26 protein-coding genes are annotated in these 25,185 nt (G+C 65.3%); 6 read left to right on the forward strand and 20 right to left on the reverse strand.

The annotated features are described in order from the left end of the window. Positions 1-44: 44 nt before the first annotated feature. The 6 genes from RSE12_18085 to RSE12_18110 all read right to left on the reverse strand — a co-directional run bounded on the left by RSE12_18085 (position 45) and on the right by RSE12_18110 (position 5,540). Entirely contained in the window at positions 45-281 is a 237-nt protein-coding gene (locus RSE12_18085) for an Lrp/AsnC ligand binding domain-containing protein (GenBank protein WRH62255.1), read from the reverse strand. 95 nt (positions 282-376) lie between these two features. After that, a complete protein-coding gene (locus RSE12_18090) occupies positions 377-1,912 on the reverse strand; it encodes an AAA family ATPase (protein ID WRH64856.1) in 1,536 nt (511 codons plus the stop codon). 69 nt (positions 1,913-1,981) lie between these two features. Further along, positions 1,982-2,161, reverse strand: a complete 180-nt coding sequence (locus RSE12_18095; GenBank protein WRH62256.1) for a hypothetical protein — start codon at positions 2,159-2,161, stop codon at positions 1,982-1,984. Between the two features lie 174 nt (positions 2,162-2,335). Beyond that, the gene (ccrA, locus tag RSE12_18100) at positions 2,336-3,628 is read right to left on the reverse strand and encodes a crotonyl-CoA carboxylase/reductase (protein ID WRH62257.1); all 1,293 of its coding nucleotides are present in this window, start codon (positions 3,626-3,628) and stop codon (positions 2,336-2,338) included. A gap of 182 nt (positions 3,629-3,810) precedes the next feature. Continuing rightward, the gene (locus RSE12_18105) at positions 3,811-5,160 is read right to left on the reverse strand and encodes a 1-acyl-sn-glycerol-3-phosphate acyltransferase (protein WRH62258.1); all 1,350 of its coding nucleotides are present in this window, start codon (positions 5,158-5,160) and stop codon (positions 3,811-3,813) included. A gap of 65 nt (positions 5,161-5,225) precedes the next feature. Then, the gene (locus tag RSE12_18110; protein WRH62259.1) at positions 5,226-5,540 is read right to left on the reverse strand and encodes a hypothetical protein; all 315 of its coding nucleotides are present in this window, start codon (positions 5,538-5,540) and stop codon (positions 5,226-5,228) included. A gap of 337 nt (positions 5,541-5,877) precedes the next feature. Here RSE12_18110 and RSE12_18115 point away from each other — a divergent pair, with 337 nt between their 5' ends. From RSE12_18115 to RSE12_18130, 4 genes are all read left to right on the forward strand, one after another. After that, a complete protein-coding gene (locus RSE12_18115) occupies positions 5,878-7,845 on the forward strand; it encodes a protein meaA (protein WRH62260.1) in 1,968 nt (655 codons plus the stop codon). 117 nt (positions 7,846-7,962) lie between these two features. After that, positions 7,963-8,337, forward strand: coding sequence for a DUF1127 domain-containing protein (locus tag RSE12_18120; protein WRH62261.1), 375 nt, complete (start codon positions 7,963-7,965; stop codon positions 8,335-8,337). Positions 8,338-8,453: 116 nt separating this feature from the next. Further along, positions 8,454-9,164 (forward strand): purine-nucleoside phosphorylase, encoded by a 711-nt coding sequence (deoD, locus tag RSE12_18125; GenBank protein WRH62262.1) that lies wholly within the window; start codon positions 8,454-8,456, stop codon positions 9,162-9,164. Positions 9,165-9,228: 64 nt separating this feature from the next. After that, entirely contained in the window at positions 9,229-10,164 is a 936-nt protein-coding gene (locus RSE12_18130; protein WRH62263.1) for an NADP-dependent oxidoreductase, read from the forward strand. A gap of 16 nt (positions 10,165-10,180) precedes the next feature. Here RSE12_18130 and RSE12_18135 read toward each other — a convergent pair whose 3' ends face one another. The 7 genes from RSE12_18135 to RSE12_18165 form a co-directional block, all read right to left on the reverse strand. After that, positions 10,181-10,876, reverse strand: coding sequence for a gamma-glutamylcyclotransferase (locus RSE12_18135; protein ID WRH62264.1), 696 nt, complete (start codon positions 10,874-10,876; stop codon positions 10,181-10,183). Further along, a complete protein-coding gene (locus RSE12_18140; GenBank protein WRH62265.1) occupies positions 10,854-11,714 on the reverse strand; it encodes a DUF1989 domain-containing protein in 861 nt (286 codons plus the stop codon). Before RSE12_18140 ends, RSE12_18135 begins: the two co-directional genes overlap by 23 nt. Before the next feature lie 26 nt (positions 11,715-11,740). Further along, positions 11,741-11,938: a hypothetical protein gene (locus RSE12_18145; protein ID WRH62266.1), complete on the reverse strand. Its 198-nt coding sequence runs from the start codon at positions 11,936-11,938 to the stop codon at positions 11,741-11,743. 48 nt (positions 11,939-11,986) lie between these two features. Continuing rightward, on the reverse strand, positions 11,987-15,250 hold the full coding sequence (locus RSE12_18150) for a calcium-binding protein (protein ID WRH62267.1): 3,264 nt from the start codon (positions 15,248-15,250) through the stop codon (positions 11,987-11,989). A 98-nt stretch (positions 15,251-15,348) separates the two neighbouring features. Then, on the reverse strand, positions 15,349-16,266 hold the full coding sequence (locus RSE12_18155) for a DMT family transporter (GenBank protein WRH62268.1): 918 nt from the start codon (positions 16,264-16,266) through the stop codon (positions 15,349-15,351). 55 nt (positions 16,267-16,321) lie between these two features. Next, positions 16,322-16,927: a LysE/ArgO family amino acid transporter gene (locus tag RSE12_18160; GenBank protein ID WRH64857.1), complete on the reverse strand. Its 606-nt coding sequence runs from the start codon at positions 16,925-16,927 to the stop codon at positions 16,322-16,324. Further along, positions 16,920-17,303, reverse strand: a complete 384-nt coding sequence (locus tag RSE12_18165) for an ACT domain-containing protein (GenBank protein WRH62269.1) — start codon at positions 17,301-17,303, stop codon at positions 16,920-16,922. Before RSE12_18165 ends, RSE12_18160 begins: the two co-directional genes overlap by 8 nt. Positions 17,304-17,393: 90 nt before the next feature. Here RSE12_18165 and RSE12_18170 point away from each other — a divergent pair, with 90 nt between their 5' ends. After that, positions 17,394-18,281 (forward strand): LysR family transcriptional regulator ArgP, encoded by an 888-nt coding sequence (locus RSE12_18170; protein WRH62270.1) that lies wholly within the window; start codon positions 17,394-17,396, stop codon positions 18,279-18,281. Here the strand turns inward: RSE12_18170 and RSE12_18175 are convergent. Then, a complete protein-coding gene (locus tag RSE12_18175; protein WRH62271.1) occupies positions 18,272-18,841 on the reverse strand; it encodes a hypothetical protein in 570 nt (189 codons plus the stop codon). The two genes, RSE12_18170 and RSE12_18175, sit on opposite strands and share 10 nt — an antisense overlap. Positions 18,842-18,881: 40 nt before the next feature. Continuing rightward, entirely contained in the window at positions 18,882-19,133 is a 252-nt protein-coding gene (locus RSE12_18180; protein ID WRH62272.1) for a hypothetical protein, read from the reverse strand. Between the two features lie 344 nt (positions 19,134-19,477). Here RSE12_18180 and RSE12_18185 point away from each other — a divergent pair, with 344 nt between their 5' ends. Beyond that, entirely contained in the window at positions 19,478-20,008 is a 531-nt protein-coding gene (locus RSE12_18185; GenBank protein ID WRH62273.1) for a hypothetical protein, read from the forward strand. Positions 20,009-20,070: 62 nt separating this feature from the next. Here the strand turns inward: RSE12_18185 and RSE12_18190 are convergent, their stop codons facing one another. From RSE12_18190 to RSE12_18210, 5 genes are all read right to left on the reverse strand, one after another. Continuing rightward, positions 20,071-20,814: a YebC/PmpR family DNA-binding transcriptional regulator gene (locus RSE12_18190; GenBank protein ID WRH62274.1), complete on the reverse strand. Its 744-nt coding sequence runs from the start codon at positions 20,812-20,814 to the stop codon at positions 20,071-20,073. 102 nt (positions 20,815-20,916) lie between these two features. Next, on the reverse strand, positions 20,917-21,279 hold the full coding sequence (locus tag RSE12_18195) for a hypothetical protein (GenBank protein ID WRH62275.1): 363 nt from the start codon (positions 21,277-21,279) through the stop codon (positions 20,917-20,919). A gap of 24 nt (positions 21,280-21,303) precedes the next feature. Further along, positions 21,304-23,082: an SLC13 family permease gene (locus RSE12_18200; protein ID WRH62276.1), complete on the reverse strand. Its 1,779-nt coding sequence runs from the start codon at positions 23,080-23,082 to the stop codon at positions 21,304-21,306. Positions 23,083-23,112: 30 nt separating this feature from the next. Continuing rightward, the gene (locus tag RSE12_18205; GenBank protein ID WRH62277.1) at positions 23,113-24,048 is read right to left on the reverse strand and encodes a DMT family transporter; all 936 of its coding nucleotides are present in this window, start codon (positions 24,046-24,048) and stop codon (positions 23,113-23,115) included. Next, the gene (locus RSE12_18210; protein WRH62278.1) at positions 24,045-24,857 is read right to left on the reverse strand and encodes a TIGR00282 family metallophosphoesterase; all 813 of its coding nucleotides are present in this window, start codon (positions 24,855-24,857) and stop codon (positions 24,045-24,047) included. Before RSE12_18210 ends, RSE12_18205 begins: the two co-directional genes overlap by 4 nt. Between the last annotated feature and the right edge of the window lie 328 nt (positions 24,858-25,185).

The raw sequence follows: 25,185 nt of genomic DNA on the forward strand, positions 1-25,185 counted from the left end.
GAAGCCCCCTGATTTTTCGCAAGAAAAATCGTCGCTTCAGCAGATCAAAACGCCTTGAAGGTCATCGTCGTCAAGGTCCGCACGATCCCCGGAATGTCGAACAGCCGACCGGAAAGATAATGCCCCACATCCGCATCCTCGGGGATATAGATCTTGGCGATCAGGTCATATTCCCCGCTGGTCGAATACAACTCGCTCACCACCTCGCGGTCATAGATGGCTTCCGCCACCTCATAAGTCTTGCCGGGGGTGCAGCGGAATTGAACGAATACGCAGCGCATCTTGGGCCTCCTGATCCTGCCCTTACCCTAACCAAGCCATAGGCAAGGCACAATTTTCTTCGAAGAAAATTGCAGATTCCTTCCAAGGAATTTGGTCATTCCTCTGCCTGCAAGGCCAGCGGCGCAGGCCCCCGGCGCAGATCGTCCACCGACAGCGGCCCCTGCGGCCGCGCCAGCCGGTAGCGCGTCACCCAATGCAGCCGCGTCTCCGCCCGCGTGATCGCCACATAGGCCAGCCGCTTCCACAAAGGCACCCCCGCCTCGCTCCGCCCCGCCTGCGCGGCGGCATAAATGTCGGGCGCAAAGACCTGCACCTCGTCCCATTGCGACCCTTGCGCCTTGTGAATCGTCACCGCCGCCCCATGCAGAAAGGCCGCGCCCATCGTGGCGGCGGATGGGATGAAGGGCTCTTCCTCATCCGGTTTTTCGATCTTGATGATGGATGCCGCTGACACCTGCGGCTCTTCCGCCCCCACCACATGCAACTTGGCAAAGCCCGGCTTTGATCCAGGGCCCAGATAGATCACCTGCGCCCCTTTGATCAGCCCCCGCGCCTCTAGGTCGATCCGCTTCTTGCGGTGCTTCAGCGGCAATTCGATCCCGTCACAGACCAGCGGCTCACCGGGCAGCAATTCATCCTCCGGCGCGCCAAAGGCCCCGCGAAAGGCATGGATCAACCGGATGCGCGTCGCATTGCGCCAGACAAGCACGGGGGACCGTGCCATCAGGTCGGCATCCACCCGTTCCGCCATCACCACCCGGTCATCGCGCCGCGCCGCATCCTCGACCATCCGCTCGAAGGTCTCGAACCGCAGGCTTTCATCGCCCAGCGCATGCGCCAGATCGAGGATCGGGTTATCCTGTGTCTGGCGGTGAATCCGGCTCAGTACCAGCCGCCGCGACTCGCCCAGCCGGTCAAACACCATCTCGCCCGACAACCCCACCGGGGCCAACTGCGCCGGATCGCCAAACAGCACCAGCGTCGGAAAGATCTCGCGCAGGTCATCCAACGCGCGTTCATCCAACATCGAGGATTCGTCGATGAACCCCACATCCAGCGGCTCCTCGCGCCGCTTCCATCCCTTGATAAAGTCCGAACCTTTCAACCCCGCCGCCGCCAGCGCCCCCGGAACCGACGCCACCTGTTGATAAAAGGCAAAAGCCCGATCCAGCGCCAGATCCGTCAATCCCTCCACCACCGGCCGCTCACCTTGGCCCGTCAGCCATTCCGCGATGCGCTCATATTCCGGGTCATAGACGGGGGTATAGAGAATACGGTGGATCGTCGTTGCCGGCACGCCGCGCAGACGCAGCACGCTCGCCGCCTTGTTGGTGGGGGCCAGAATGGCCAGCGTCCGCCGGTCCTTCCTCCGCCGCCCCTCATAATCGCCGGAAATGACCTCCACCCCCGCCGCCACCAACGCCTTTGTCAGGCTGGCCAGCAGCATCGTCTTGCCCGATCCGGCCTTTCCCACCACCGCCAGAACCGACGGTTTGCCCTCGGCGCGCGGGGTCAATTCCCCCGCCGTCAGGTCGATGCCATGGGAATACAGCTCCGCCGCCACGCGATCAAAGGCCTCGGCCTGATCGTCCGAAAAGGTCAGCGCAACAGACGGCTCGGTTTGGGTCATTCCTTGCATGGCGGCGACCATAATCCGCCCCCCGCCGGGATGCGAGGGGGCATCGCCCCGCCAGCCGCGCTAATGCAGCGAAGGCTCCCCGCTGCCCGCCCCGCCTGCCCCATCATCCCGGGCAGCCGCGATCTCGTCCCGCGCGACGGCCAGCGTTTCCGCAACCTTCCGCGCCAATCGGGGCAAGCCGTTGCGTTCGGCATATTCCGCAAGGTCGGTCAGGACTTCAAACACCCAGTCATGCCGCATCCGGCCCCACTCCGCACCAAAGACGCGCCCCCGCCGAAAGATAACACCCGCCCTGATTGCAACCTACCTTCCCCCCGGCAACAATCCGTTTCCCCCCCTGCGCCAACTTGGGTTCGCAACGCAAAACGCCCCGGCCTTTCGACCGGGGCGCATGCCATCTCAAACGCTCGCCCCTTACGGGTTGCGGCTGGCTTCCAGCGTATCCTCGAACGTCTTCAGCCCCGGACGCGGTGCCTGCACCAGCACCGACATGTTCCCCGGCTTGTGCTCATTCTTCAGCATCTTCATATGCGCCTGCGGAATCTCGGCCCATGGGAACACCTCCGACATGCAGGGGTCCAGCCGCCGCTCGATCATCAGCTTGTTCGCCGCACTTGCCTGCTTCAGATGCGCAAAATGCGACCCCTGCAAACGCTTCTGATGCATCCACATGTAGCGCACGTCGAAGGTGCAGTTGAAACCGGTGGTCCCCGCACAGATCACCACCATGCCGCCCTTCTTGCAGACCAAGGATGACACCGGGAAGGTCGCCTCGCCCGGATGCTCGAACACCATGTCCACATTCACGCCCTTGCCGGTGATGTCCCAGATCGCCTTGCCGAACTTGCGCGCTTCCTTCAGCCAGTCGTTGTATTCCTGCGTATTGACCTTGGGCAACTGCCCCCAGCATTTGAAATCGTTGCGGTTGATGACGCCCTTCGCGCCCAGCCCCATCACGAAATCGCGCTTGCTCTCATCGGAAATCACGCCGATCGCATTCGCCCCCGCCGTATTGATCAGCTGGATCGCATAGGACCCCAGCCCCCCCGACGCACCCCAGACCAGAACGTTCTGCCCCGGCTTCAGGTCATGCGGCTCATGTCCGAACAGCATCCGGTATGCCGTGGCCAGCGTCAGCGTGTAGCAGGCGCTTTCCTCCCAGGTCAGGTGCTTGGGACGCGGCATCAACTGCTGCGCCTGCACCCGGGCAAACTGCCCGAAAGACCCGTCATGCGTCTCATATCCCCAGATGCGCTGGCTGGGCGAAAACATCGGATCGCCGCCGTTGCATTCCTCGTCGTCGCCATCATCCTGGTTACAGTGGACCACCACCTCGTCGCCCACCTTCCAGCGCGTGACCTTGTCACCCACCGCCCAGACAATGCCCGCCGCATCCGACCCAAGCACCGCATAGGGCTGCTTGTGGCCGTCAAACACGCTGACCGGTTCGCCAAGGCAGGCCCAGACGCCGTTATAGTTGACGCCCGCCGCCATCACGAGGATCAGCACCTCGTTGCTGTCGATCTTCCAGGTATCCACCACTTCGATCTGCATGGCCGTATCGGGCTTGCCGTGACGCTCGCGCCGAATGGTCCAGGCGTGCATCTGCTTTGGCACATGGCCCAGCGGAGGCATTTCGCCGATCTCGTACAGGTCCTTTTTCGGCGCGTCATAGGTCGCGATCTGCTGCTGCGTATCCAAAGCCATCCTCCGGCCTCCCCAGAACCACAATGCCGCGCCGCAGAATCGGCGCCTTGGGTCACTGATAGAGGATGCCCGCGCAATATTGCAATAGCGATGCGCCTATTTTTGTAATTTTATGTCCGCCGCATCGCGGCACCGCCGGGCGCGACACAGATTGTTGGGCCAAGCCCGGAACTGGGCAGCCCCTAGCCTTCCAGAACCTGCCGCACCGGGGCGGCATAGAACCCCACCAGCGCTTGCTTGCCCGGCGGAATGCGCAGATCGGCCCCCACCAGCCCCCGCCGCTGCATATGCAGCAGCGCCTCGGCCACTGTCGGCCCCAACCCCTGCGGATGCAGCCGCAGCACCGCCTCCCGCGCCGCAAGCGCATCGGCCAGACGCGCCACCTCGGCCTCCAGCGCCGCGCGGTCGGCGGGCGCGGCCTCCAGCGCCGCCGCCAGCAACGGCACCGGCAGCACCGGCACCACCCGCGCCACCCGTGCCATCAGCGCGCGGCCCAAAGCCTCGGTCGGGTCATCATGCCCTTCGGCCAGAAAGGCGCGCAGCGAAATCGGCGCACCGAACCCGGCCGCCGTCGCGCCAAAGCCGGGGAAGTTTCCCCGCAGACTGCGCCACGCCATCCGCAGGGCAAAAGTGACCACGCCCGTCACCCGGGGCCGGAACCGCCGCACCCCCGTCCGTGCTGCCTCGGTCAGCAGCCTGTCCTCCAGCACGCGGTCATAGCCAAGACCCACCGGCACAAACAGGATGTCCCGCTCCCCAGCATCAAAACCGCTCACGAAATAGGACAACAGGCCCAGCTTCGCCGCCCCCACCCGGCCATCCAGCGACAACCCGCCCTCGGGGAAAATCGCCTGCGCCACACCCTCTTCGGCCGACATCTGCACATAGCGCGCCAACACCCGGCGATAGAGCGCATTGCGCGATCCGCGCCGGATGAAATAGGCCCCCATCCCCCGGATCAGCCGCGACAAAGGCCAAACCCGCGCCCATTCCCCCACCGCATAGGAAATCGCAGACCGGTCCGCGATCAGCCATGTCACCAGCACGTAATCCATATTGCTGCGATGGTTCATCACGAACACCACCGTCGCCCGGTCATCCACCCGCGCCAAGGCCGGATCAATCCGCCCGATCCGCACCCGATAGAACAGCCGTGTCAGCCAGCGCGCGACCTGCACGGCAAAGCCGAAATACATCGTCGCAGAAAAGGCAGGCACAATCTCGGCCGCGTAGGACCGCGCCTCCTGCATCGCCACCGTGGGCGGCACCCCGGCCTCTGCCGCGTGATCCGCCACTGCCTGCATCACTTGGGGGTCATAGGCCAGCCGCAGGATCATGTCATGCCGCTGAGCCAGCTTGAACGGCGAAATCGGCCGCTCCAGCCGTTCATTCAGCCGCGCCACCGCCCGCTCCATCCGGCGGCGAAAGAACCACCGCACCGATGGCGCCAGCACACGGTCCAGCGCGGCGATGGCCGCAAGGACCAGCACCAGAACCACAAGCCAGAGCGGAAGCTCCACCGTTCCCGTCATGCGAACAGGCTAGCGGCCTTTCGGCCCGCCTGCAAACCGCAGATAAGCGGGCGCATCAAAGTGGATCAGTTGATGGTGATCGAACTGCCGGAACAGATGTCGATGTCGCCCACGGCTTCATCGCCATCATCGAACACAGCGCGGAAGGCATAGGCACATTCGCCCGATCCGTCATCGAAGTTGACGGTCAGGTTGGCACCCGAACCCACGGCCTGCCCGGCCAGCATGTTTTCCTGCCAATCCGCAGCGCCTTGGGTAGAGGCATAGAATTCCACGATGGTGAAACCACTGTTGTTCACCACCTGAACCGAACGGTCCTGCGCAAAGGCCGGAACGGCCAGCAGCAGCGGGAGGGCAACAAGCGCATGAATGGCGCGCATCGACGTATGGTCCTTCGACCCTCGGCCCCCCTTGTTCATGCCAGACTCGCGGCAGGGGCCTTCCATGCAAATATAGTAAAGTCATGCCTGCATGTTAAGGGGCCTGCCAAAGCGAAGTTTGACGCAAACTTCACGCCGATTTCTGACGCAGAAATCGCTGCACCCACCCGCCCCCCGGAATTTGCGTCAAATTCCGTCGCAGTTTTTGCGTCAAAAACCGCGCCACATCCCCGCCGCACTGCGGAATGCCGCAACGCGGCGAATTGACATTGAACGATTGTGTCCTCTATGGATGCGTCAGCGAAATAAAATTGCCGAACTGATTCAGGAGGCCGCCATGACCCCGCCCAAGAAAGAAGCGCCCTGGCTCTTCCGCACCTATGCCGGTCATTCCACCGCCCGCGCCTCCAACGCGCTCTACCGCAACAACCTGTCGCGCGGCCAGACCGGCCTTTCGGTGGCCTTCGACCTGCCCACCCAGACCGGCTATGACAGCGACCATGAACTCTCGCGCGGCGAAGTGGGCAAGGTGGGCGTCCCCGTGGCGCATTTGGGCGATATGCGCACGCTGTTCGATCAGATCCCGCTGGATCAGATGAACACATCGATGACGATCAACGCCACCGCGCCCTGGCTGCTGGCCCTCTACATCGCCGTGGCCGAGGAACAGGGGGCCGACATCTCTGCCCTGCAAGGCACGGTGCAGAACGACATCATCAAGGAATACCTCTCGCGCGGGACCTATATCTGTCCGCCGAAGCCATCCCTCCGCATGATCACCGACGTCGCGGCCTATACGCAGAAGCATCTGCCGAAATGGAACCCGATGAACGTCTGCTCCTACCACCTGCAAGAGGCTGGCGCGACGCCTGAACAGGAACTGGCCTTCGCCCTTGCCACCGCCTGCGCCGTGCTGGACGATTTGAAAGGCAAGGTCAGCGCGGAAGACTTCCCCAACATGGTGGGCCGCATCTCGTTCTTCGTGAACGCAGGCATCCGCTTCGTCACCGAACTGTGCAAGATGCGCGCTTTCGTCGACCTGTGGGATGAGATTTGCGAAACCCGATACGGCGTCACCGATCCGAAATACCGCCGCTTCCGCTATGGCGTGCAGGTCAATTCCTTGGGCCTGACCGAACAGCAGCCCGAAAACAACGTCTACCGCATCCTGATCGAGATGCTGGCCGTGACCCTGTCCAAAAAGGCCCGTGCCCGCGCCGTGCAACTGCCCGCATGGAACGAAGCCCTCGGCCTGCCCCGCCCCTGGGATCAGCAATGGTCGCTCCGGATGCAGCAGATCCTCGCCTATGAAACCGACCTTCTGGAATATGACGATCTGTTTGACGGCAACCCCGCCATCGACCGCAAGGTGGCCGAGCTGAAAGACGGCGCCCGCGCCGAATTGGCCACGATTGATGGGATGGGCGGCGCGGTCGCTGCCATCGAATACATGAAGGGCCGTCTGGTCGAGGCGAACTCTGACCGCCTCTCAAAGATCGAATCCAAGGAAACCACCGTCGTCGGCGTCAACCGCTGGACCGAGGCCGCGCCTTCGCCCCTGACGGCGGGCGACGGGTCGATCATGGTGGCCGACGCTGATGCCGAACACGATCAGATCGAACGCCTGCAAAACTGGCGCGCCACCCGCGACGAGGCAAAGGTCAAAGCCGCCCTCGACGCCCTGCGTCAGGCCTGCGCCACAGGCGCAAACGTCATGCCCGCCTCCATCGCCGCCGCCAAGGCCGGGGCCACCACAGGCGAATGGGGGGCCGTCGTCCGCTCCGCATTCGGCGAATACCGCGCCCCCACCGGCGTGTCTCGCAGCCCCTCGAACCGCACCGAAGGGTTGGAGCCGATCCGCGACGCCGTCGCCGCCGTGTCGTCCAAACTGGGCCGCCAGCTGAAATTCCTCGTGGGCAAGCCGGGGCTTGATGGTCATTCCAACGGCGCCGAACAGATCGCCGCCCGCGCCCGCGATTGCGGCATGGACATTCATTACGAAGGCATCCGCCTGACCCCCGCCGAAATCGTGGCCGCCGCCGTGGAACAAGAGGCGCATGTCGTGGGCCTCTCCATCCTGTCGGGCAGCCACATCCCGCTCATCACTGAAACGATGGAACGGATGCGCGCCGCGGGCCTCGGCGATGTCCCCCTCGTCGTGGGCGGCATCATCCCCGAAGAAGACGCCGCCCGCCTGCGCGCAATGGGCGTGGCCGCCGTCTACACGCCCAAGGATTTCGAACTGAATCGCATCATGATGGATATCGTCGGCCTCGTGGACAGGCAGGCCGTCGCTGCCGAATGATCGCAAAATGACACCCCCGCGCTGACGATCCTTCGTCTGCGCGCTTGTTCCAGATCAAGGCACCCGGCCCGCCCCCAGCGCATCCTTCTCCCAGCATACCGCATGGGAGGAACCGCAATGCTGAACCAGATCCGCCGCTTTCTGGATCGTCTCGATCAACTCAAACAGGTCGAAGCGCTCTCTGATCACGATCTTTACGATCTTGGCATGACCCGCGCGCAGGTCACCGCCTTTGCCACCATGCCCGCCGATGTGCCCGACCGCGTCACCGCCATGGCCACCATTTTCGGCATTTCCAACAATGAGTTGAAGGCCAACCGCGCCGACTATCTGGAACTGCTGGGCACCTGCGCCAATTGCAACCAACGCAGCAAATGCGCCCGCCTGCTGCAGGATGCCAGCTTGGCCCAGCCCGCAGATGCCACCTTCTGCCCCAACGCACCGGCCTACAGCGAACGGGTCACCATCACCGGGGCCACAAGGGCCGCCTGATCCCACGCATCCGACCTATCACCGTTTTCCTGACTGGCAGCCTGTGCTGCACTGCAGGGGACTTCCCCTTTGCAATGCCATGGCCTAGCGTCATGTTGCGAAATCACGAGGCTTCCATGACTGTCCATATCGGCGCCAAACCCGGCGACATCGCCGAAACCGTCCTCCTGCCCGGCGATCCCTACCGCGCCCGCTGGGCCGCCCAAACCTTCCTGCAAGACGCCGTTCTGGTGAACGAGGTGCGCGGGATGTTGGGCTATACCGGCACCTGGAACGGCCACCGCGTCACCATCCACGGCACCGGCATGGGCATGCCCTCGATGTCGATCTATGCCAATGAACTGATCCGCGACTATGGCGCTCAGACCCTGATCCGCATCGGATCGGCAGGCGCGCTGCAAACCCATGTGAAGGTACGCGATATCGTTCTGGCGCAGGCGGCCAGCACGCTTGGCACCCCGTCCCGTTCCATCTTCAAGGAACTGCACTTCGCCCCCGTCGCCGATTTCACCCTGCTCGCCGCCGCCCACAAGGGTGCGCTGGCACGGGCCATCCCCACCCATGTCGGGGGCATCTATTCGTCAGACACCTTCTATGACGAACGCCAAGACCTGTCTGACCAACTCCAACGCCACAACTGCCTCTGCGTGGAAATGGAGGCCGCCGAACTTTACACCCTCGCCGCCCGCTACAACCGCCGCGCTCTGGCGGTGCTGACAATCTCGGATCACATCCTCACGCATGAGGCACTGCCCGCGTCCGACCGCGAACGCAGCTTCGGCGACATGGTCCAGATCGCGCTAGAGGCCGCCTTCACCACCACGTGAGGGGGGGTTACCACCGGGTCCCGGGGCGCGTAGCTATGCTGCCTGCCCCGGAAAGGACACCCCCATGAAAGCTGCCCGCATCCACGCCTATGGCGATTCCGACCAGATCCGCGTCGAAGACGCCCCCCTGCCCGAAATCGGCCCCGATGACGTGCTGATCCGCGCCGTCGCCGCCTCGGTCAACCCGGTCGATTGGAAAATCCGCCGCGGCTATCTGGAAAAGATGCTGCCCTATGACATGCCCCTCACCCTCGGCTGGGATGTGTCGGGCATCGTGGAATCCGTCGGCGCCGACGTCACCAGCTTCAAACCCGGCGATGCCGTCTATTCCCGCCCCGACATCCGCCGTAACGGCACCTATGCCGAATACGTGGCCGTCCGCGCCCGCGAAATGGCCCTCAAACCCACCACCATCAGCCATGTCGAAGCGGCCTCCCTGCCCCTCGTCTCCATCACGGCATGGGAGGCGCTGATCACCACCGCCGGCATGCAGCCCGGACAGCGCGTCCTGATCCATGCCGGTGCCGGCGGCGTCGGCTCCATCGCCATTCAGCTTGCCAAGGCCAAAGGCGCCCATGTCACCGCCACCGCGTCTTCGGGTAAGGCCGCACTTGTTCGCTCTCTCGGCGCGGATGAGGTGGTCGATTACCGCGATCCCGCCGCCTTTGCCGCCGCCCGCGACATGGACATCGTATTCGATACCATCGGCGGCGATACGCAGGATGCGTCCTGGGCCATGCTCAAGCCGGGTGGTTTCCTCGTGTCCATCACCGCGCCCCCCAGCGCCGAACGCGCAACAGCCGAGGGCAAACGCGCGGGCTTCGTCTTCATCGACCCGAACGCCGCCATCCTGCGCGACCTTGCTGATCTGGTGGACGCGGGGCAAATCCGCCCCCTCATCGGCGGCGAATTCCGGCTGGATGACGCGGCAAAGGCGCAACTGGCCTCGGAAACCGGCCGCACCACCGGCAAGATCGTGATCTATACCGGCCAGCCTTGAACTCCGGCGCCGGAATCTAAAGCGCCGCAATCTCCTCCGCGACCAGCCTCTGCAACTCCCACAGATACCGGTCGCGGATACCCAATTGCTCCAGATGCCGCACGGTGTGGTGCAGATAGGCCGCGCAACTGCCCATATGCCCCGCTGCCCGCGCGATCCGCCGGGCCTGTTCCTCCATCGGCAGGCAGATATGGATCGCCGGGTCCAGCGGCGCGGCATAGAACACCAGCGCCCGCATCACGCCCGCCGCCCCCCGCACCGTCAACCAACGGACGGATGCCAGATCGACCTCATACCCGATCTCGCGCCGCAGCAGCGCCTCCATCGCCTCCAAGCGCCCCGCATCGGGCAGGCGGTAAGCCATGCCCCGGCAGCTTCCCCCCCGCGCCAAGGCCAGCATCAGACCCGGCTGATCCGGCGTTGCGCGCCAGCTTTCCAGATGGATGCAGAATGACCGCCGCCAGCCATGCAGCACGCAAGGCACCGCATCCGCCGCCTCGAACGCAGGTTTCCAGATCAGCGATCCATAGGCAAAGGTCCAGACCGGCCCTTCCCCCGCCTCGGCCAGGAGCCGCGCCGCATGGCGGGCAAAGGCGTCCTCTGCGATCCACGGCACCCCGCGCGCGCCATCGCATTCCGGCTCATGCCGTTCCACCCGCGCGACCAGCGCCTCGGTCAGATGCAGCACCCTAGACCCCATGACTGCCGTCATAGCCGTTCACCCCCGGCGCCACCCATCCCGCAGGCGGGGCCAAAGGCCGGAACACCTCCACCAGCAGCGGATGGCACCGCGCGGCATCCGATGAATGTTCCGCCGAACAATCCCCGCCCGGACAGGCCGACAAACCGCCGATCAGGTCAATCTCGGCAAAGAATTCCAGATAATCCCCCGGCCGCACCGGGCTTGCCTTCATGAAATACTGCCCCGTATCGCGGGTGAACCCCGTGCACATGAACACGTTCAGCACATCATGCACATGCGCCTCTGCCTCGCGCAGCGGCAGGCCCGTCCAATCCGCCAAGGCCCGCGTCAGGTTGGAATGGCAGCAATGGTGATACTGCCCGCCCCCGCTCAAAAGGTTGTGGGTATAGGGATCGCAGCGCGTGCCGATCACATCATGCACGGCCCCTCCGAACGCGTCGAACCCATACCAATCCAGACTGTCGTCCGTGATGGTCGCCATAGGCCGCAGCGTCGGAAAGGACGACCACATCCGATCCCCGGTTGACAGATGCGTCCCATGCAGCGCCCGCGTCTTGCCGGAATAGAACCGCGCGCGCAAATCCCCCTGCGCCCAGAGGTTCAGGTCGCCCACCTGCGGCCCTTCGATGCTGGTGATGCGAAAGAAATGCCCGGCCGGCACCGCGAAACACCGCGCATCCCGCGCCGGCACCACCACCTCGGCCACCCTCTCCCATCCCCCCCGCGCCGCGCGGAACGGCGCAAGGTCAGGGCGCGGCAACCCCTCGACCGGATAGCAGATCACCGGGGCAATCCCCTGCCGCGTATCGGCATCGGCAGGACGGGCATGGTCAGTCACAATCTTCATCGCGGCACCTCTCTGCGGCCACCCTATCAGCCCGCATCCCGCAGGCAATCACGCGGCGCGCGGGCCGATGTCACCTGCGCCCCACAGACCGCGCAGCGCCATACCTCCGGCCCCGCCGCCCGATCCAGCCGCCACCGACACGCCCGCGTCAACGTCGACCCGCGCCGCGAAAGCCACAGCACCACAAAGACACCGATCAGCAGAAGGGGGATCAGGATTGGCATGATGACCCCCGTCTAACACCAAGTCCCCCGCACCAGAACCCTGCCCACCTAAAGAAACAGGAAATCCCCCGCGTCCAGATCCCGCACCGCCACCCCCTCCAGCCGGATCAGATGGCCACCCACAGCCACCTCAGCCATCCGCACCCCGCCGATCGTCACATCCCGCAAGGCCAGCCCTGCCATGCCCGCCACGCCCTGCAACTCCAGCCGGTCCTGCCCCGGCACGAAATCCGTCACCAGATCGCGCTCCCAGCCGCGAAAGCTGGAAAACACAAACACATCCGCCCCAGACCCACCTGACAGGGTATCGCGCCCGCCCCCCCCGTCCAGCCGATCATTCCCCGCCTCTCCGGCCAGAAAATCGCCCCCCTCCTGCCCTGCCAGCGTGTCATTCCCCGTCCCGCCATACAGCCCATCCTCCCCCTCTCCCCCGCTCAGCCGGTCATTTCCCAACTGCCCGAACATTGTGTCCGTCCCGGCCCCGCCAAACAGCAGGTCATTCCCCGCCCCCCCCGCCAGCCGGTCATTGCCCGCCTCGCCAAGGACCGAGTCATTGCCCAACCGTGCCCGGATCACCTCATCCCCGGCCCCGGCAAGGATCGTGTCATCCCCGGCCCCGTCATTGAACACATCAACCCCATCGCCCCCCTCCAGCCAGTCATCCCCAAGGCTTCCGATCAGCCGATCCGCACCGTCCCCGCCGAACAGCCGGTCATTCCCGGCCTGCCCGAACAGCGCGTCTTCCCCGGCCCCGCCGAACAACAGGTCATCCCCCAGACTGCCCGCGATGAAATCATTCCCCGCCTCCCCAAGGATCGAGTCATCGCCCGCCCCCGCCCGGATCACCTCATTCCCCGCCCCGGCAAGGATCGTGTCATTGCCCGCGCCGTCGACGAACACATCCTCCCCCTCACCCCCCTCCAGCCAGTCATCCCCCTCGCCACCGTCCAGCCGGTCCACCCCATCCCCGCCGATCAGCCGGTCATCGCCCGCCTCGCCAAACAGGCTGTCACTCCCCAGCCCGCCGAACAGCAGATCATCCCCCAAACCGCCCGCCAGATCGTCATTGCCCGCCTCACCCAGAACCGAGTCATCGCCCAGCCCCGCCCGGATCACCTCATTCCCAGCCCCGGCAAGGATCGTATCATTGCCCGCGCCGTCGACGAAGACATCCTCCCCCTCACCCCCCTCCAGCCAGTCATCCCCCTCGCCACCGTCCAGCCGGTCCACCCCATCCCCGCCGACCAGCCGGTCATTGCCCGCCTCGCCAAACAGGCTGTCATTGCCCGCGCCGCCTTCCAGCCTGTCGTCCCCGCTTCCGCCCCACAGCGCATCCTCGCCCAGTCCACCCAGAATCTGGTCATGCCCGGCCCCACCCCGGGCGGTGTCATGGCCACCCCCAGCCTCGATTGCATCCGCGCCATCGCCACCCTCCAGAACCTCGGCGTCATCGCCACCGATCAGCCGGTCATCGCCCGCCCCCCCATCCAGCGTATTGGCCCCCGCGCCGCCCAGCACCGTGTCATCCCCATCCTCGCCGAACAGCGCGTCCCGCCCCTCGGCCCCGACAAGGCTGTCATTCCCGGCCCCGCCGAACAGGCGGTTGTCGCCGCTATCCCCGGACAGACTGTCCGCGCCTTCCCCGCCAGACAGCAGATCATCACCATTGCCCCCGATCAGGGCGTCATTCCCCGCCCCGCCCAGCAGCGTATCCGCGCCGCCCCGGCCGTTCAGCGTGTCATTCCCGCCTCCCCCTTCCAGCCGGTCCGCCCCGGCGCGACCGGACAGGTTCACACCCGTGCCCACCGGATCGGGCGGCGGGTCAGGGTCCGGCGGGTCCGGGTCCGGTGGCTCCTCGATCACCGGCGCCGGATCGAACAGCACCCGCCCGTTGCGCCCGAATTCCAGCGCCATCACCTCTGCCACCGTCAGGGGGCGGCCCGATGCCGTGCGGATCTCCAACTCTTCGCCCGCAAAGCGCAATACCGCCCCCGTCGCGGTCACCGTCACCGCCAACTGCCCCGCATGGCGAAAGAACGGCCATCCTGTCAGGTCGATCCGGTCCAGAGCAGGGTCGAAATCGGTGATCACGTCGCGCAGACCATCGGCGCGCATCACGAACAGATCGCCCCCTGCCCCCCCGGTCAGCACATCCACCCCCGCCCCGTCCAGGATCAGGTCACGCCCTGCGGCCCCCACCCGGCCCGGAACGCCCAACCCTGCCAGCGGCAGCGAAAGCTGCGTCACCCCCGCCTCCGCCCCCGACAGCACCATCACCTGCAAACTGTCGCCCACCACCACACCGCGCAGCGCGCTGATATTGGCCAGCCCCAGATCGGCCCGGTCGGCAAGGCTCGTCAGATGCACCAGCCGCCCCCCCGGCGTCAGGGCAAACAGCGTCAGCCCCTCATCCGCCCCGGCCGCCAGCACAAAGACCCAATCGCCCCGCACCACCACATCCAGCGCCGTGACACCCTGAAACCGCGTGCCCAATTCATCAAACACATGATCCACCGGCACCAGCGCCCCGCCCGCGCCGACACGAAACACCGTCAGGCTTGATGACCCGGCCGCCGCCGCGACCAGCCATGTCGCGCCAAAAGCCTCGACCGTCTGCAACGCGGTGATCCCCTGCATCGGCACGCCCTGCGCCTGCCCTGTCACCGCCCCCCGCGTCAGCGCACCCGTTGCCCCGACGATCAGCGTGGTGATGCCGTGTTCCACCCCCGATCCGGCAAAGACATAGCTCACACCCCCCACCTGCGCCCGCGCCAGCGCCACCACCCCGGCGAGCGCGAAGGCCCCCGCATCCGCCGCCACCGAAACCGGCGTCAGCGCGCCGCCCGCCCCGATGCGAAAACTTTCCACCCCGCTTCCGCTGTGCCGCGCGGCCAGCAGATAGGACTGCCCCGCCACCTCCACCGCGATCATCTCCACCGCCTGCGCTTGCATCGGTGCGCCCGGTTGCAGAAAGGCGGTCATCCCCCCCGCCCCTTGCGCCGTGGTGATCATGTCCACCGGCAGGCTGCCCGCCACGCCCCCCACGCTAACCCCCACCCGCGCATTGCCCTGCACCGCAAAGGACTGCACCACCGGCCCCGCCTCGCCCAGCCCAAGCAGCACGGTTTCATTCAGCACCGGATTGAACAGCCGGACCGTGGGAACAGTCCCCGGCTGCACCACTATCTCGCCATGCGTCCAAGGCTGCGCAAATCGCGCGCCAAGGGTCACCCCGACCCTCAGAAATTCAAACACGACACCCTCACCCACACCCGAAGGCCCAAACCCGAAGGCCCACACCCGAAAGCCCACACCCGAAAGCCTAGGTCAGACTGGCGCTGTCACGGTTAGGAATGCCTTAGGGAATGCGGGCAAATCCAAGGCCTTCCCCCCGGATTTTAGCGATCTGTTCACACAGTCGTCTCGGCCTCGGCGGGTGTGACCGGGCGGCGTTTGATCATCGCCTCGCGCCAGGTGATATAGCTGATCGCCCCGATGATGACCGCCCCTCCCAGCAGGACGAACAGATCCACCCCCTCGCCGAACACCAGCGCGCCCAGCAATGTGGCCCAGATCAGTTGCAGAAACGTCACCGGCTGCGTCACCGCCAGCGGCGCAGCCCGGAAGGCCCGCGTCATCGCGTAATGCCCCCCTGTCGCGAACCCCGCCACCAGCCCCAACCACGCCAATTGCGTCAGGCTCATCGGCACCCAGACCCAGATCGCCAGCGGCAACAGCCCCACCGTCACGCTCACCGACAGGATGCCCACGATGGCCCCAGCCGAAACCTGCTGGCTCAAACGCTTGGCAAACAGATAGGACACCGCAAAGAAACAGGCCGCGCCCAGCTGCGCGAAATGCCCATCCGTCACCTCGCGCAGTCCGGGGCGGATCACGATCAGCGCGCCCACCAGCGCCACCCCCACCGCCACGATCCGCCGCAGCGCCAGCGCCTCGCCAAAGAACAGCGCCGCGCCCAACGTCACCAGAACCGGGTTCAGATAGCCAATCGCCGTCACCTCGGCCACCGGGATGCGCGCCATGGCGTGAAACCACAGCACCACCGCCGCCGTATGCGCCAACCCGCGCCAGCCAAACAGCCGCAGCGTGCCGGGCGGAAATCCCGCCCGCATCAGCGGCCCCAGCGTCGGCAGCAGAAACACCACGCCCCAACCAAAGCGGACAAAGGCCGATTGCGCGGCGGGCAGGTCCGTCCCCAAATGGCGCACGATCCCGGTCACCGCCACGAAACACAGCCCCGTCAGCAGCATCCACAACGCCCCTTCCACGGGGCGGCCCAGATCGGTGACGGGGGGTTTGGCACTCATGGCGGCGACAAAACCCGATCCCCACGCCGCCCGCAAGGCCACAAGCGCCGCAGGCTCAGGCCGTCAGCGCCAGCTTGGCCGCAATCGCCCACATCGTGCAGCCCACCACCACCTCCAGCACCACCCAGGCACGCGGCTTGGCAAACACCGGCCCCAGCAACCGCGCCCCAAAGCCAAGCGCGCTGAAGAACACGAAAGACCCCGTCGCCGCGCCTGTTCCAAAAGCCACGCCATGCGGCGCATATTGCGTGCTGATCGACCCCAGCAGCACCACCGTATCCAGATAGACATGCGGATTGGCCCAGGTCAGCACCAGGCACGTCGCCAGCACCTTGCCCAACGGCGCGGCCCCACCCGGCGCGGGCATCAACGCCTCACCCCCGGCCCAGGCCGCGCGAAACCGCAGCGCGCCATAGACCACCAGAAAGGCCACACCCCCCCACAGCATCACATCCGCCAGCCACGGCACTGCCCCCGACACCAGCGCAAAGCCCCCGACCCCCGCCGCGATCAGCACCGCATCCGACAGCGCACAGGTCACCACCACCGCCAGCACATGCTCGCGCCGGATCCCCTGCCGCAGCACAAAGGCGTTCTGCGCCCCTATGGCCGCGATCAGGCTGATCGCCACCACAAACCCCGCCCCGGCCGCCTCAAGCATGGGCCAGCGCCTCCAGCGCCCGCAGCGCATCGCCCCGGCGATCCCATGGCACGAAAAGATGGTCATGGTGCAGCCCGGCAATCACGTTGCAGCTGATCCCTTCACGCGCCAGCGCGGCGGACAAGGCCGCCGTCAAACCCACCGCCGCAAGGTCACTGTGGATCGTCAGGCTGATCCGCCCCCAAGGCTCCGACGCCAGCCCCACCCCGGCCAGAACTTCCAGCGGGGCCACCACCGTCAGCCCCTCCACCTCGGCCACCGAGGCAAAGGGCGCAAAGGGCAAGGCCCCACCCGGCCACAGCGCAAAGCCATAGGCCGCCGAATGCAGCTCCGGCTCCATCCCGCGCAGCAACCGCCCGATATCCCGTTCGCCCATGGCACAGTCCCTCTCCTCGTTCCCCCTTGACCTACCGCCCCCACCCGTCACAATCCAATTAAAGAACCTGCCCCAACATTAGAAACTCTAATGCTCGATCCCGCCCAGCTTTCCGCCCTCGCCGCCGTTCACCGACGCGGCTCCTTTGACCTTGCCGCTGCCGAACTGCACGTCACCCCTTCGGCCATTTCCCAACGGCTCAAGGCGCTGGAGGAACGGATCGGCACCCTCCTTATCCGGCGCGGCACGCCCTGCACCGCCACCGCCACTGGCCTGCGCCTGATCCGCCACCATGATGAAGTGGTGCTGTTGGAACAGGCCCTCGCCGCCGAACTTCCCGGCACCACCCCCGGCCCGGCCACCCTGCGCATCGCGGTCAATGCCGACAGCCTCGCCACCTGGGTCATCCCCGCGCTGGCCGCGACCGAAGGCTTTCTTTACGACATCGTCATCGACGATCAGGATGTCTCGCAAGACTGGCTCCGCCGGGGTGAGGTTGCCGCCGCCGTCACCGCCCATCCCGGCCCGCTGCAGGGCTGCGACACCCTTCCCTTGGGCCGCCTGCGCTATCGCGCCACCGCCTCACCTGCCTATATCGAACGCTGGATGCCCGATGGCGCCAGCGCGCTGGCACTATCCCGCGCCCCCGCCTTGACCTTTTCCGACAAGGACCGCCTGCAACACCTCTGGGTCGATCAGCGCACCAGCGGACAAGCCAGCCGCGCAGGCTTTCCCGGCCACCGCCTCGCCTCGTCTCAGGGGTTTGTGGATGCCTGCCTTGCGGGCCTTGGCTGGGGGCTGAACCCCGAACCGCTCGTCGCGGTCCATCTTGCCAGCGGCAGGCTCGTCGACCTCGCCCCGGATCAGCCGCTTGATACCGCCTTGCACTGGCAATTTGCCCGCCTCACCGCGCCCGCGCTTGCCCCGCTCACCCGCGCCATGCAGCAAGCCGCGCGCGGCGTCCTGCTTCAGCCCTGACGCAGCACCCGGAACAACGCCATCGCGCCCAGCAGCACCAGCATCAGCCCGCCAATATCCGCCGCCGTCACGGTCACATAGGTCGCCATCCGCTCGCCCACGGAAAACCCATCACAGCACGGCCCCGCCATCACGCGCGGCACATTGCCGATCAGCGCGGCCACCAACCCCACCGCCATCAGCACGCGCCAGTTCGCCGCCCGCCCCTCGCCCCGCGCATCCAGCCCGGCCTTGCGAAACAGGTCAAAGCTCACTGGAACCGCCGCAACCTTGACCGCTAGGATCGTCAGCAACGCCCAGGACAGGCTCGACACGCCAAGAATCGCCCCCACCGCCAACACCGCCGCAGGCAGCATCAACGGCACCGCCATCCAGCCATAAACCCAGGTCAGCAACACCATCGCCCCAAAGGGCACGAACACAGCATGAAGCTGGCTGGTCACATGCGGCAAAACCACTTCCCGCAGGCCCTGCACCCCCTCGCCCAGCGCAAAGGCCAGCAGGATCAGCGCGGATACCAGGGAAAAATGCACAGCGGTGAACCGCATCGCGTTTCGCATCACATCCCCTCTCTTTCGCAGCCGCAGATCATCCCCGCCCTCAGGTCCGGGGCTCCACTGCCAGCACGTAATGCCCTGCCCGCGTATCGGGCGCGTGGGCAATCATCCCCCGCTGGACAAGGCTCTTCAGCGCCCTGTGATAGGTGGCCTGAGGAATGCTCGCCGCAAGCGGATGGTTCCGGATCGCATCGGATCGCGCCGCTTTCGGCGACCCGGTGCAAACCTCATTGATCGCATAAAGAACATCCCGCTCGTTCGGAGACAGGTCGACCAGCCCAAGGGTCGTTTCCATCTCGAACAGCAAGGCCCTCAACTGTGCAACGCTTTTGATATTCACAACGCGAACTTCCCGACGTTCCCCAACCCACATTTAACTTACGCTAGGAAAAGCTGCGCAGGCAACGGTCACCCGCATCTTTGACATAAATTAACAATTTGTGCCCAAAGCCCCGTTCTTTCTCTTGACAGCACGGCCCGAAGTAACAACTTTGGCGTGTATTGGCCGGTGAGATAACGTTTTTTTGGTTCCTTGGTTCCGACCGGCCCTCTGTGCGATGCCAGTTCCCTTCTGTGCGATCCCAGTGCCCAGCGATTCCCCACTTCCGCAGACCGTCCAATGAGTGCGCGCCCCATCAGATGACCGGTTACACACAAAGCCTCAGCATGGTTCCCGCCGCCGACCATCCCAATCCAGCCATCGCCGGCGAAGCAGGCCAGTCGCCCCGCTCTGCAAACATCGTGGTTTTTTGCGATCGGCCCGGCCCGCTTGACCCGCTGCTGGACTGGCTTGCAGAAAAAGGCGCGCAGATCACCCATTTCCCGCTCCGCCGCCTGCCGCTCGATTGGTTTGACACCTATGCCGGCAGCCATGATGTCGCCCTCGTCGACGCCGATTTCCTTGGGGACGAAGGCGCCATGATCGATTTCGGCATGCGCCTGCGCCGCTTCAGCCCCGCCATGCCGGTCATCATGGCCTCGCGCCGCGTGACGACCTCGGATTACTCCACCGAACGCATGGCGATCTGCGACGTGACGCTGCGCATGCCCGTCACCCGCGGCGACCTGCTCGAAGCCATGTCCGCCGCACTGGAAAACCACAGCTACTGGATGGAAAAGCGTGGTGACGGCCGCCCCCGGATCGCCGACGCCCCGCCACCCGCCGCCTGATACCGCGCGAGAATGCAAAAGGGCGGCCACAAGGGCCGCCCTTTCCAATTCCGCCCGATGGATCAGGCCAGTTGCGCCGCCACATCCTCGGGAATGTCGAAGTTGTGCGTCACGGTCTGCACATCGTCATCTTCTTCCAGCATGTCGATCAACCGCAACAGCTTGGTCGCCGTTTCCAGATCCACCTCGGTGCGCGATTGCGGCCGCCAGACCAGCTTGGATTCCAGCGATTCCCCCAGCGCCTTTTCCAGCGCATCCGATACGTCCGACAGGGCCTCGACGCTGCAATAGATCCAATGACCCTCGTCATCGGATTCCACGTCATCGGCCCCGGCATCCAGCGCCGCCATCATCACATCATCGGCCGACCCGACCGAGGCCGGATAGGAAATCTCGCCCACCCGGTCAAATGAATGGCTGACCGATCCGGTCTGCCCAAGGTTCCCGCCGCATTTCGTGAAATAGGACCGCACATTGCTGGCCGTGCGGTTCAGGTTGTCGGTCATCGATTCAACGATGATCGCAATCCCGTTCACGCCATAGCCTTCATAGCGGATTTCGCTGTAATCCTCGGCATCGCCGCCCATGGATTTCTTGATCGCGCGTTCGATCACGTCCTTGGGCATCGACACGGCCTTCGCGGCCTTCACCGCAAGGCGCAGACGCGGGTTCTTGTCGGGATCTGGGTCGCCCATCTTGGCGGCGACGGTGATCTCCTTCGCCAGCTTGGAAAACATCTTCGAGCGCAGCTTGTCCTGCTTGCCCTTGCGATGCTGGATATTCGCCCATTTAGAATGGCCTGCCATGACCCGTGCTCCGCTTCCCTGTGGGGTGATGCGGTCCTATACACAAGGCAGGCAGGGAACGGCAACCCCGCCCCTGCACTGGCCCATGGCCATAAGGCCGTCTCAGTCCCGCACAGGCGGGGGCGACGCAAAGGTCCAGACCTCCACCCCGTCGGTAATCTCCACACTGGCCAACGGCGCCACCACGCCCTCGGCCCCCAGCGCGCGGGTCAGTTCCGTCCAGAATTGGCGCAGCAAGTTGGGCCGGTCCACCAGCGTCACCCGGTAATCATAGCCCGGTCCGCAGGGCTCCAGCCGCCCCGCCCCGCCCGCCGCCGCCCAATCGGCGCGGCACACCGTGCCGTTGCTCAGGCTCACCGTCAGCACCTCGGATGACAGCCGCGCCGCCTGCGGCTCCACTCCGCCACCGGGCAGCGCGCATCCCGCCAGCACCGCCACCACCGCCAGACCCGCCATCACACGCATCGCATCTCTCCTCAAAGCGGCCAATCAAAGCGGCCAGATCAGCGGGATCAGGGCCGACGCCACCAATCCCGTGATGATGTTCAACGGGATCCCCACCCGCATGTAATCCGAAAACCGGTATCCGCCGGGGCCATAAACCATCATGTTGGTCTGATACCCCACCGGCGTGGCAAAAGCGACTGACGCCGAAAACATCACCGCCACCACGAACGGCCGCGCATCCAGCCCCAAAGATTGCGCCAGCTCGATCACGATCGGCGTATAGATTACCGCCACCGCGTTATTCGACAGGAACTCGGTCAGCACCAGCCCCAGGAAGTAAACGCTCAGGATCATCAAGAACGGCGACAGCCCAGCCATGGACGGCGCCACCGCCTCCACCATCAGCGACACCGCGCCCGAATGATCCAACCCCTGCCCCACCGCCAGCATGGCAAAGATCATCGCCAGAAGCCGCCCGTCGACAAAGGAAAACGCCTCTTCGGCATCCACACAGCGCGTGATCAGGATCACCGCCACCGCCATCAGCCCCAGCGCCAGAATGGGCGCCACGTCAAAGGCCGACAGCACCACGATCCCGGCCAGCGCCGCCACCGCGATCGGTGCCTTGGTCCGCCGGAACGGCTTGATCGACGGGCGGCTGATATCCACCAGATCCATATCCGCCGCCAGCCGCTGGATATCCTCCACCGCGCCTTCCAAAAGCAGCGTATCACCCACGCGCACCGTCAGGTCATCCAATTGCCGCCCGATATTCTGGTTCCGCCGATGCGCCGCCAGCACATAGACCCCGTACCGCCGCCGCAGCCGCAATTCGCCCAGCCGCCGCCCCTCCATCCGGCACCCGGGGGAAATCAGCACCTCCACCGTTTCCGTCTGGGTCGATGACAGCTTGTCCACCAGATGCAGGTCCTTGCGGTTCTGCAAACCCAGCAGTTCCGTCATCTCGGTCCGCAGCACCACGCGGTCCCCCGCCGCCAACACCACAGGCGCCAGATCGCGCCGCAGCGACGCATCCCCGCGCAGCACGTCGATCAGGCGCACGCCATCGCGCTTGAACAGGTCGATCTCCAGCACCGCCTGCCCGATCAACGGGCTGTCCTCGGGGATCGCCACTTCGGTGAAATACTTCATCTTGCGGCGGTCGCTCAGCAGCACGCCCATGCTCTGGCGCACCGGCAAAAGCTTGTCCGCCGTCAGCGCCAGAAAGGCCCCGCCCACAATGGTGATCGCAATGCCCAAAGGCGCGATTTCAAAGATCGAAAAATGCTCCAGCCCGTTCTCCGCCGCCACCCCGTCCACCAGCAGGTTGGTCGAGGTGCCGATCAGCGTGATCATCCCCCCCATCACCGTGACATAGGACAAGGGGATCAACAGCTTGGACGGCGCGGTCCCCATCTTCACGGCAATCTGCATCACCACCGGGATCATCACCGCCACCAAGGGCGTGTTGTTCATGAAGGCCGACGCCACCGCGATGAACCCGAACAGCACCACAATGGTCATCTTGGGTCGGTCGCCCACATGCCGCTCGGCCGCGCGGATCACCATTTCCACCGCGCCGGTCCGCACCAGCCCGCCCATCACCAGAAACATAAGAACGATGGTCCACGGCGCGGGGTTCGACAGCACCGAAATCCCATCCTTCACCGGCAGGATGCCCAGCACCAGCATCAACGCCGCCCCGCCCAGCGCCGTTACTTCCACCGGATAGGTCTCGCGCACGAACAGCCCAAGCATCCCCACCATGATGGCCATCGCCACCCAGGGTTGCCACTCTGCCGCTATCTCAAGACCAAACATCCCGTCCCCTCGCATAGCCTTCACAGCGCGTCAGGGGGTGGGCGCACCTCCCGCATCCGCCTGCTTGCGCGGGCTGACCAATGCCACACCGCACAGAAGCAAAACAAGCGAAAGCCAGAGTGTTGGGGAAAAACTTTCCCCCAAAAGCAGGATCGCCCAGAAAATCCCCGCCCCCGTGACGATATAGGAACATTGCGAAGCGAACACCGCCCCCGCCCGGAACGCCAGCCAGACATAGCCTGCATACATCAGCGCATGGATGGCCGAAGATCCGATCAGCGCCACCTCATCCCGCCCGAAATCGGCAAAGGGATTGTACATCTGCCCCGACACCAGCGCGACCGGCAAACAAAGCGCCAGCCCCATCACCGATGCCCCGAACATCGCCTGCACCGGGTCCATCTGTGCCGTGCCATAGCGCGCCACATAAAGCCCCTCCAACGCATAACAGAACGGGCCGATCAGGGCGACCGGCAGAAAGGCCGCCATCGCCGGATCGGGCAATACCGCACCGGGGGCCGCAATCAACCCCACAGCCGCCAACCCCAGCACCAACCCGGCCATGCGCGGCCAGGTAAAGCGCTCCATTCCCAACAACAGCGCAATCGGAAAGGCGATCACCGGCACCGCCGAAATGATCGTCGACATGATGCCCGATGGCAGCCGGGCCACCGACAGGTAAAAGGTCGCATTGGGCACCAGCGTGCCCAGAACCGCCACTATCCCATAAAACCGCAAGTTGGCCCTGCTGAACACCAGGCCCTTGCCCCGCGGCAGGCTCAAGGCCCCCAGGACCAGCACACAGATCACCAATTGCCAGAAAATGAGCCCGAAAGGCTGCGCCCCGCCCGTGGTGGCGATCTTTCCCAAAGGCTGGGTCAAACCCCAACCCATGCCCAACACAACCAACACGCCGATCAGCGCCCGCCGTCCAGGTCCCTGCGCTGCGCCGACGGTCGCGGTCACGGCGCACTCTCCTGTAACCGCCCGCCCACCCGCACCGGCACCACGCGCAGCGCCTTGCCCGTCCGGTCATCGGTCTCCACGAACACGCCCGACAGCGTGGCCTCGCCCTCGGCAGGCTCAAACCGCGCCTTGGGCATGCCAGTCACGAAACGGCGCAGCGGTTCCAGCTTTTCCATCCCAATCACGCTGTCATAATCCCCGCACATGCCCGCATCCGACAGATAGGCCGTGCCGCCTTTCAGGATCATCGCATCCGCCGTGGGCACATGCGTATGCGTCCCCACCACCAGCGAGGCCTGCCCGTCGCACCAATGCCCCATCCCCATCTTTTCCGATGTCGCCTCGGCATGCACATCGACAATCGCCGCCTGAACCGAGGCGCCAAGGGCATGGGTCTTCAGCACGCCTTCGATGGCTGAGAACGGGTCGTCAAAGGGCCGCTTCATGAACACCTGCCCCAGCACCTGCGCCACCAGCACCTTGCGCCCCTGCGTCGCGTTGAACACGCGCCAGCCCTTGCCGGGGGCCACCTTTGAGAAATTGATCGGCCGGATGATGCGCGGCTCGGTCTCGATAAAGCTCAGCATGTCCTTCTGGTCAAAGGCGTGATCGCCCAGCGTCAGGCAATCCGCCCCCGCCGCCAGCAACAGCCTCGCATGCTCCCCGGTCAGTCCCGCCCCGCTCGAGGCGTTCTCGCCATTGACCACCACGAAATCGAGGGCCCAGTCCACGCGCAGCCCCGGCAGCCGTGCCGCCACCGCCGCACGCCCCGCCCGCCCCATCACATCGCCCAGAAAAAGGATCCGCATCCCCCCGCCCTACGCCGCGCCACCGCAAACGGCAATCCCGTTCCCGACCCCGCCTGTCGCAAAACCTTGGCCCGCCGCAAAACCCCACCTCACCGCAAAACCACCATTTGCCGCTTCATCTTGGCCCAAATACCCAAATCCGCACGCACCACCCCGCGCTCCAGTCCCCAATCCGGGAAAGCTCCCACTCCGCACAAACGCACAGAACCCGGCAAAAAACCGCCCAGCCCTATCCGAATTTGTATGCACAGCCGTCTGCACCGGCATCTGCACCGGGCGCTGCACAGCCCATTTTCGCCAACCCCCTGATCCACAACGCCCTTCCCCC

This window comes from Fuscovulum sp. (assembly GCA_035192965.1).
GTDB lineage: Bacteria > Pseudomonadota > Alphaproteobacteria > Rhodobacterales > Rhodobacteraceae > Paragemmobacter.

Excerpts from the sequence above, each read along its gene's own strand:
- RSE12_18090 (WRH64856.1), bottom strand. The coding sequence starts at position 1,912 with ATGACCCAAACCGAGCCGTCTGTTGCGCTGACCTTTTCGGACGATCAG.
- deoD (WRH62262.1), top strand. The coding sequence starts at position 8,454 with ATGACTGTCCATATCGGCGCCAAACCCGGCGACATCGCCGAAACCGTC.
- RSE12_18165 (WRH62269.1), bottom strand. The coding sequence starts at position 17,303 with ATGGGCGAACGGGATATCGGGCGGTTGCTGCGCGGGATGGAGCCGGAG.
- RSE12_18190 (WRH62274.1), bottom strand. The coding sequence starts at position 20,814 with ATGGCAGGCCATTCTAAATGGGCGAATATCCAGCATCGCAAGGGCAAG.
- RSE12_18095 (WRH62256.1), bottom strand. The coding sequence starts at position 2,161 with ATGCGGCATGACTGGGTGTTTGAAGTCCTGACCGACCTTGCGGAATAT.
- RSE12_18130 (WRH62263.1), top strand. The coding sequence starts at position 9,229 with ATGAAAGCTGCCCGCATCCACGCCTATGGCGATTCCGACCAGATCCGC.
- RSE12_18200 (WRH62276.1), bottom strand. The coding sequence starts at position 23,082 with ATGTTTGGTCTTGAGATAGCGGCAGAGTGGCAACCCTGGGTGGCGATG.
- RSE12_18155 (WRH62268.1), bottom strand. The coding sequence starts at position 16,266 with ATGAGTGCCAAACCCCCCGTCACCGATCTGGGCCGCCCCGTGGAAGGG.
- RSE12_18185 (WRH62273.1), top strand. The coding sequence starts at position 19,478 with ATGACCGGTTACACACAAAGCCTCAGCATGGTTCCCGCCGCCGACCAT.
- RSE12_18160 (WRH64857.1), bottom strand. The coding sequence starts at position 16,927 with ATGCTTGAGGCGGCCGGGGCGGGGTTTGTGGTGGCGATCAGCCTGATC.
- RSE12_18180 (WRH62272.1), bottom strand. The coding sequence starts at position 19,133 with ATGGAAACGACCCTTGGGCTGGTCGACCTGTCTCCGAACGAGCGGGAT.
- RSE12_18110 (WRH62259.1), bottom strand. The coding sequence starts at position 5,540 with ATGCGCGCCATTCATGCGCTTGTTGCCCTCCCGCTGCTGCTGGCCGTT.
- RSE12_18115 (WRH62260.1), top strand. The coding sequence starts at position 5,878 with ATGACCCCGCCCAAGAAAGAAGCGCCCTGGCTCTTCCGCACCTATGCC.
- RSE12_18145 (WRH62266.1), bottom strand. The coding sequence starts at position 11,938 with ATGCCAATCCTGATCCCCCTTCTGCTGATCGGTGTCTTTGTGGTGCTG.
- RSE12_18140 (WRH62265.1), bottom strand. The coding sequence starts at position 11,714 with ATGAAGATTGTGACTGACCATGCCCGTCCTGCCGATGCCGATACGCGG.
- ccrA (WRH62257.1), bottom strand. The coding sequence starts at position 3,628 with ATGGCTTTGGATACGCAGCAGCAGATCGCGACCTATGACGCGCCGAAA.
- RSE12_18135 (WRH62264.1), bottom strand. The coding sequence starts at position 10,876 with ATGACGGCAGTCATGGGGTCTAGGGTGCTGCATCTGACCGAGGCGCTG.
- RSE12_18175 (WRH62271.1), bottom strand. The coding sequence starts at position 18,841 with ATGCGAAACGCGATGCGGTTCACCGCTGTGCATTTTTCCCTGGTATCC.
- RSE12_18210 (WRH62278.1), bottom strand. The coding sequence starts at position 24,857 with ATGCGGATCCTTTTTCTGGGCGATGTGATGGGGCGGGCGGGGCGTGCG.
- RSE12_18170 (WRH62270.1), top strand. The coding sequence starts at position 17,394 with ATGCTCGATCCCGCCCAGCTTTCCGCCCTCGCCGCCGTTCACCGACGC.
- RSE12_18195 (WRH62275.1), bottom strand. The coding sequence starts at position 21,279 with ATGCGTGTGATGGCGGGTCTGGCGGTGGTGGCGGTGCTGGCGGGATGC.
- RSE12_18120 (WRH62261.1), top strand. The coding sequence starts at position 7,963 with ATGCTGAACCAGATCCGCCGCTTTCTGGATCGTCTCGATCAACTCAAA.
- RSE12_18105 (WRH62258.1), bottom strand. The coding sequence starts at position 5,160 with ATGACGGGAACGGTGGAGCTTCCGCTCTGGCTTGTGGTTCTGGTGCTG.
- RSE12_18085 (WRH62255.1), bottom strand. The coding sequence starts at position 281 with ATGCGCTGCGTATTCGTTCAATTCCGCTGCACCCCCGGCAAGACTTAT.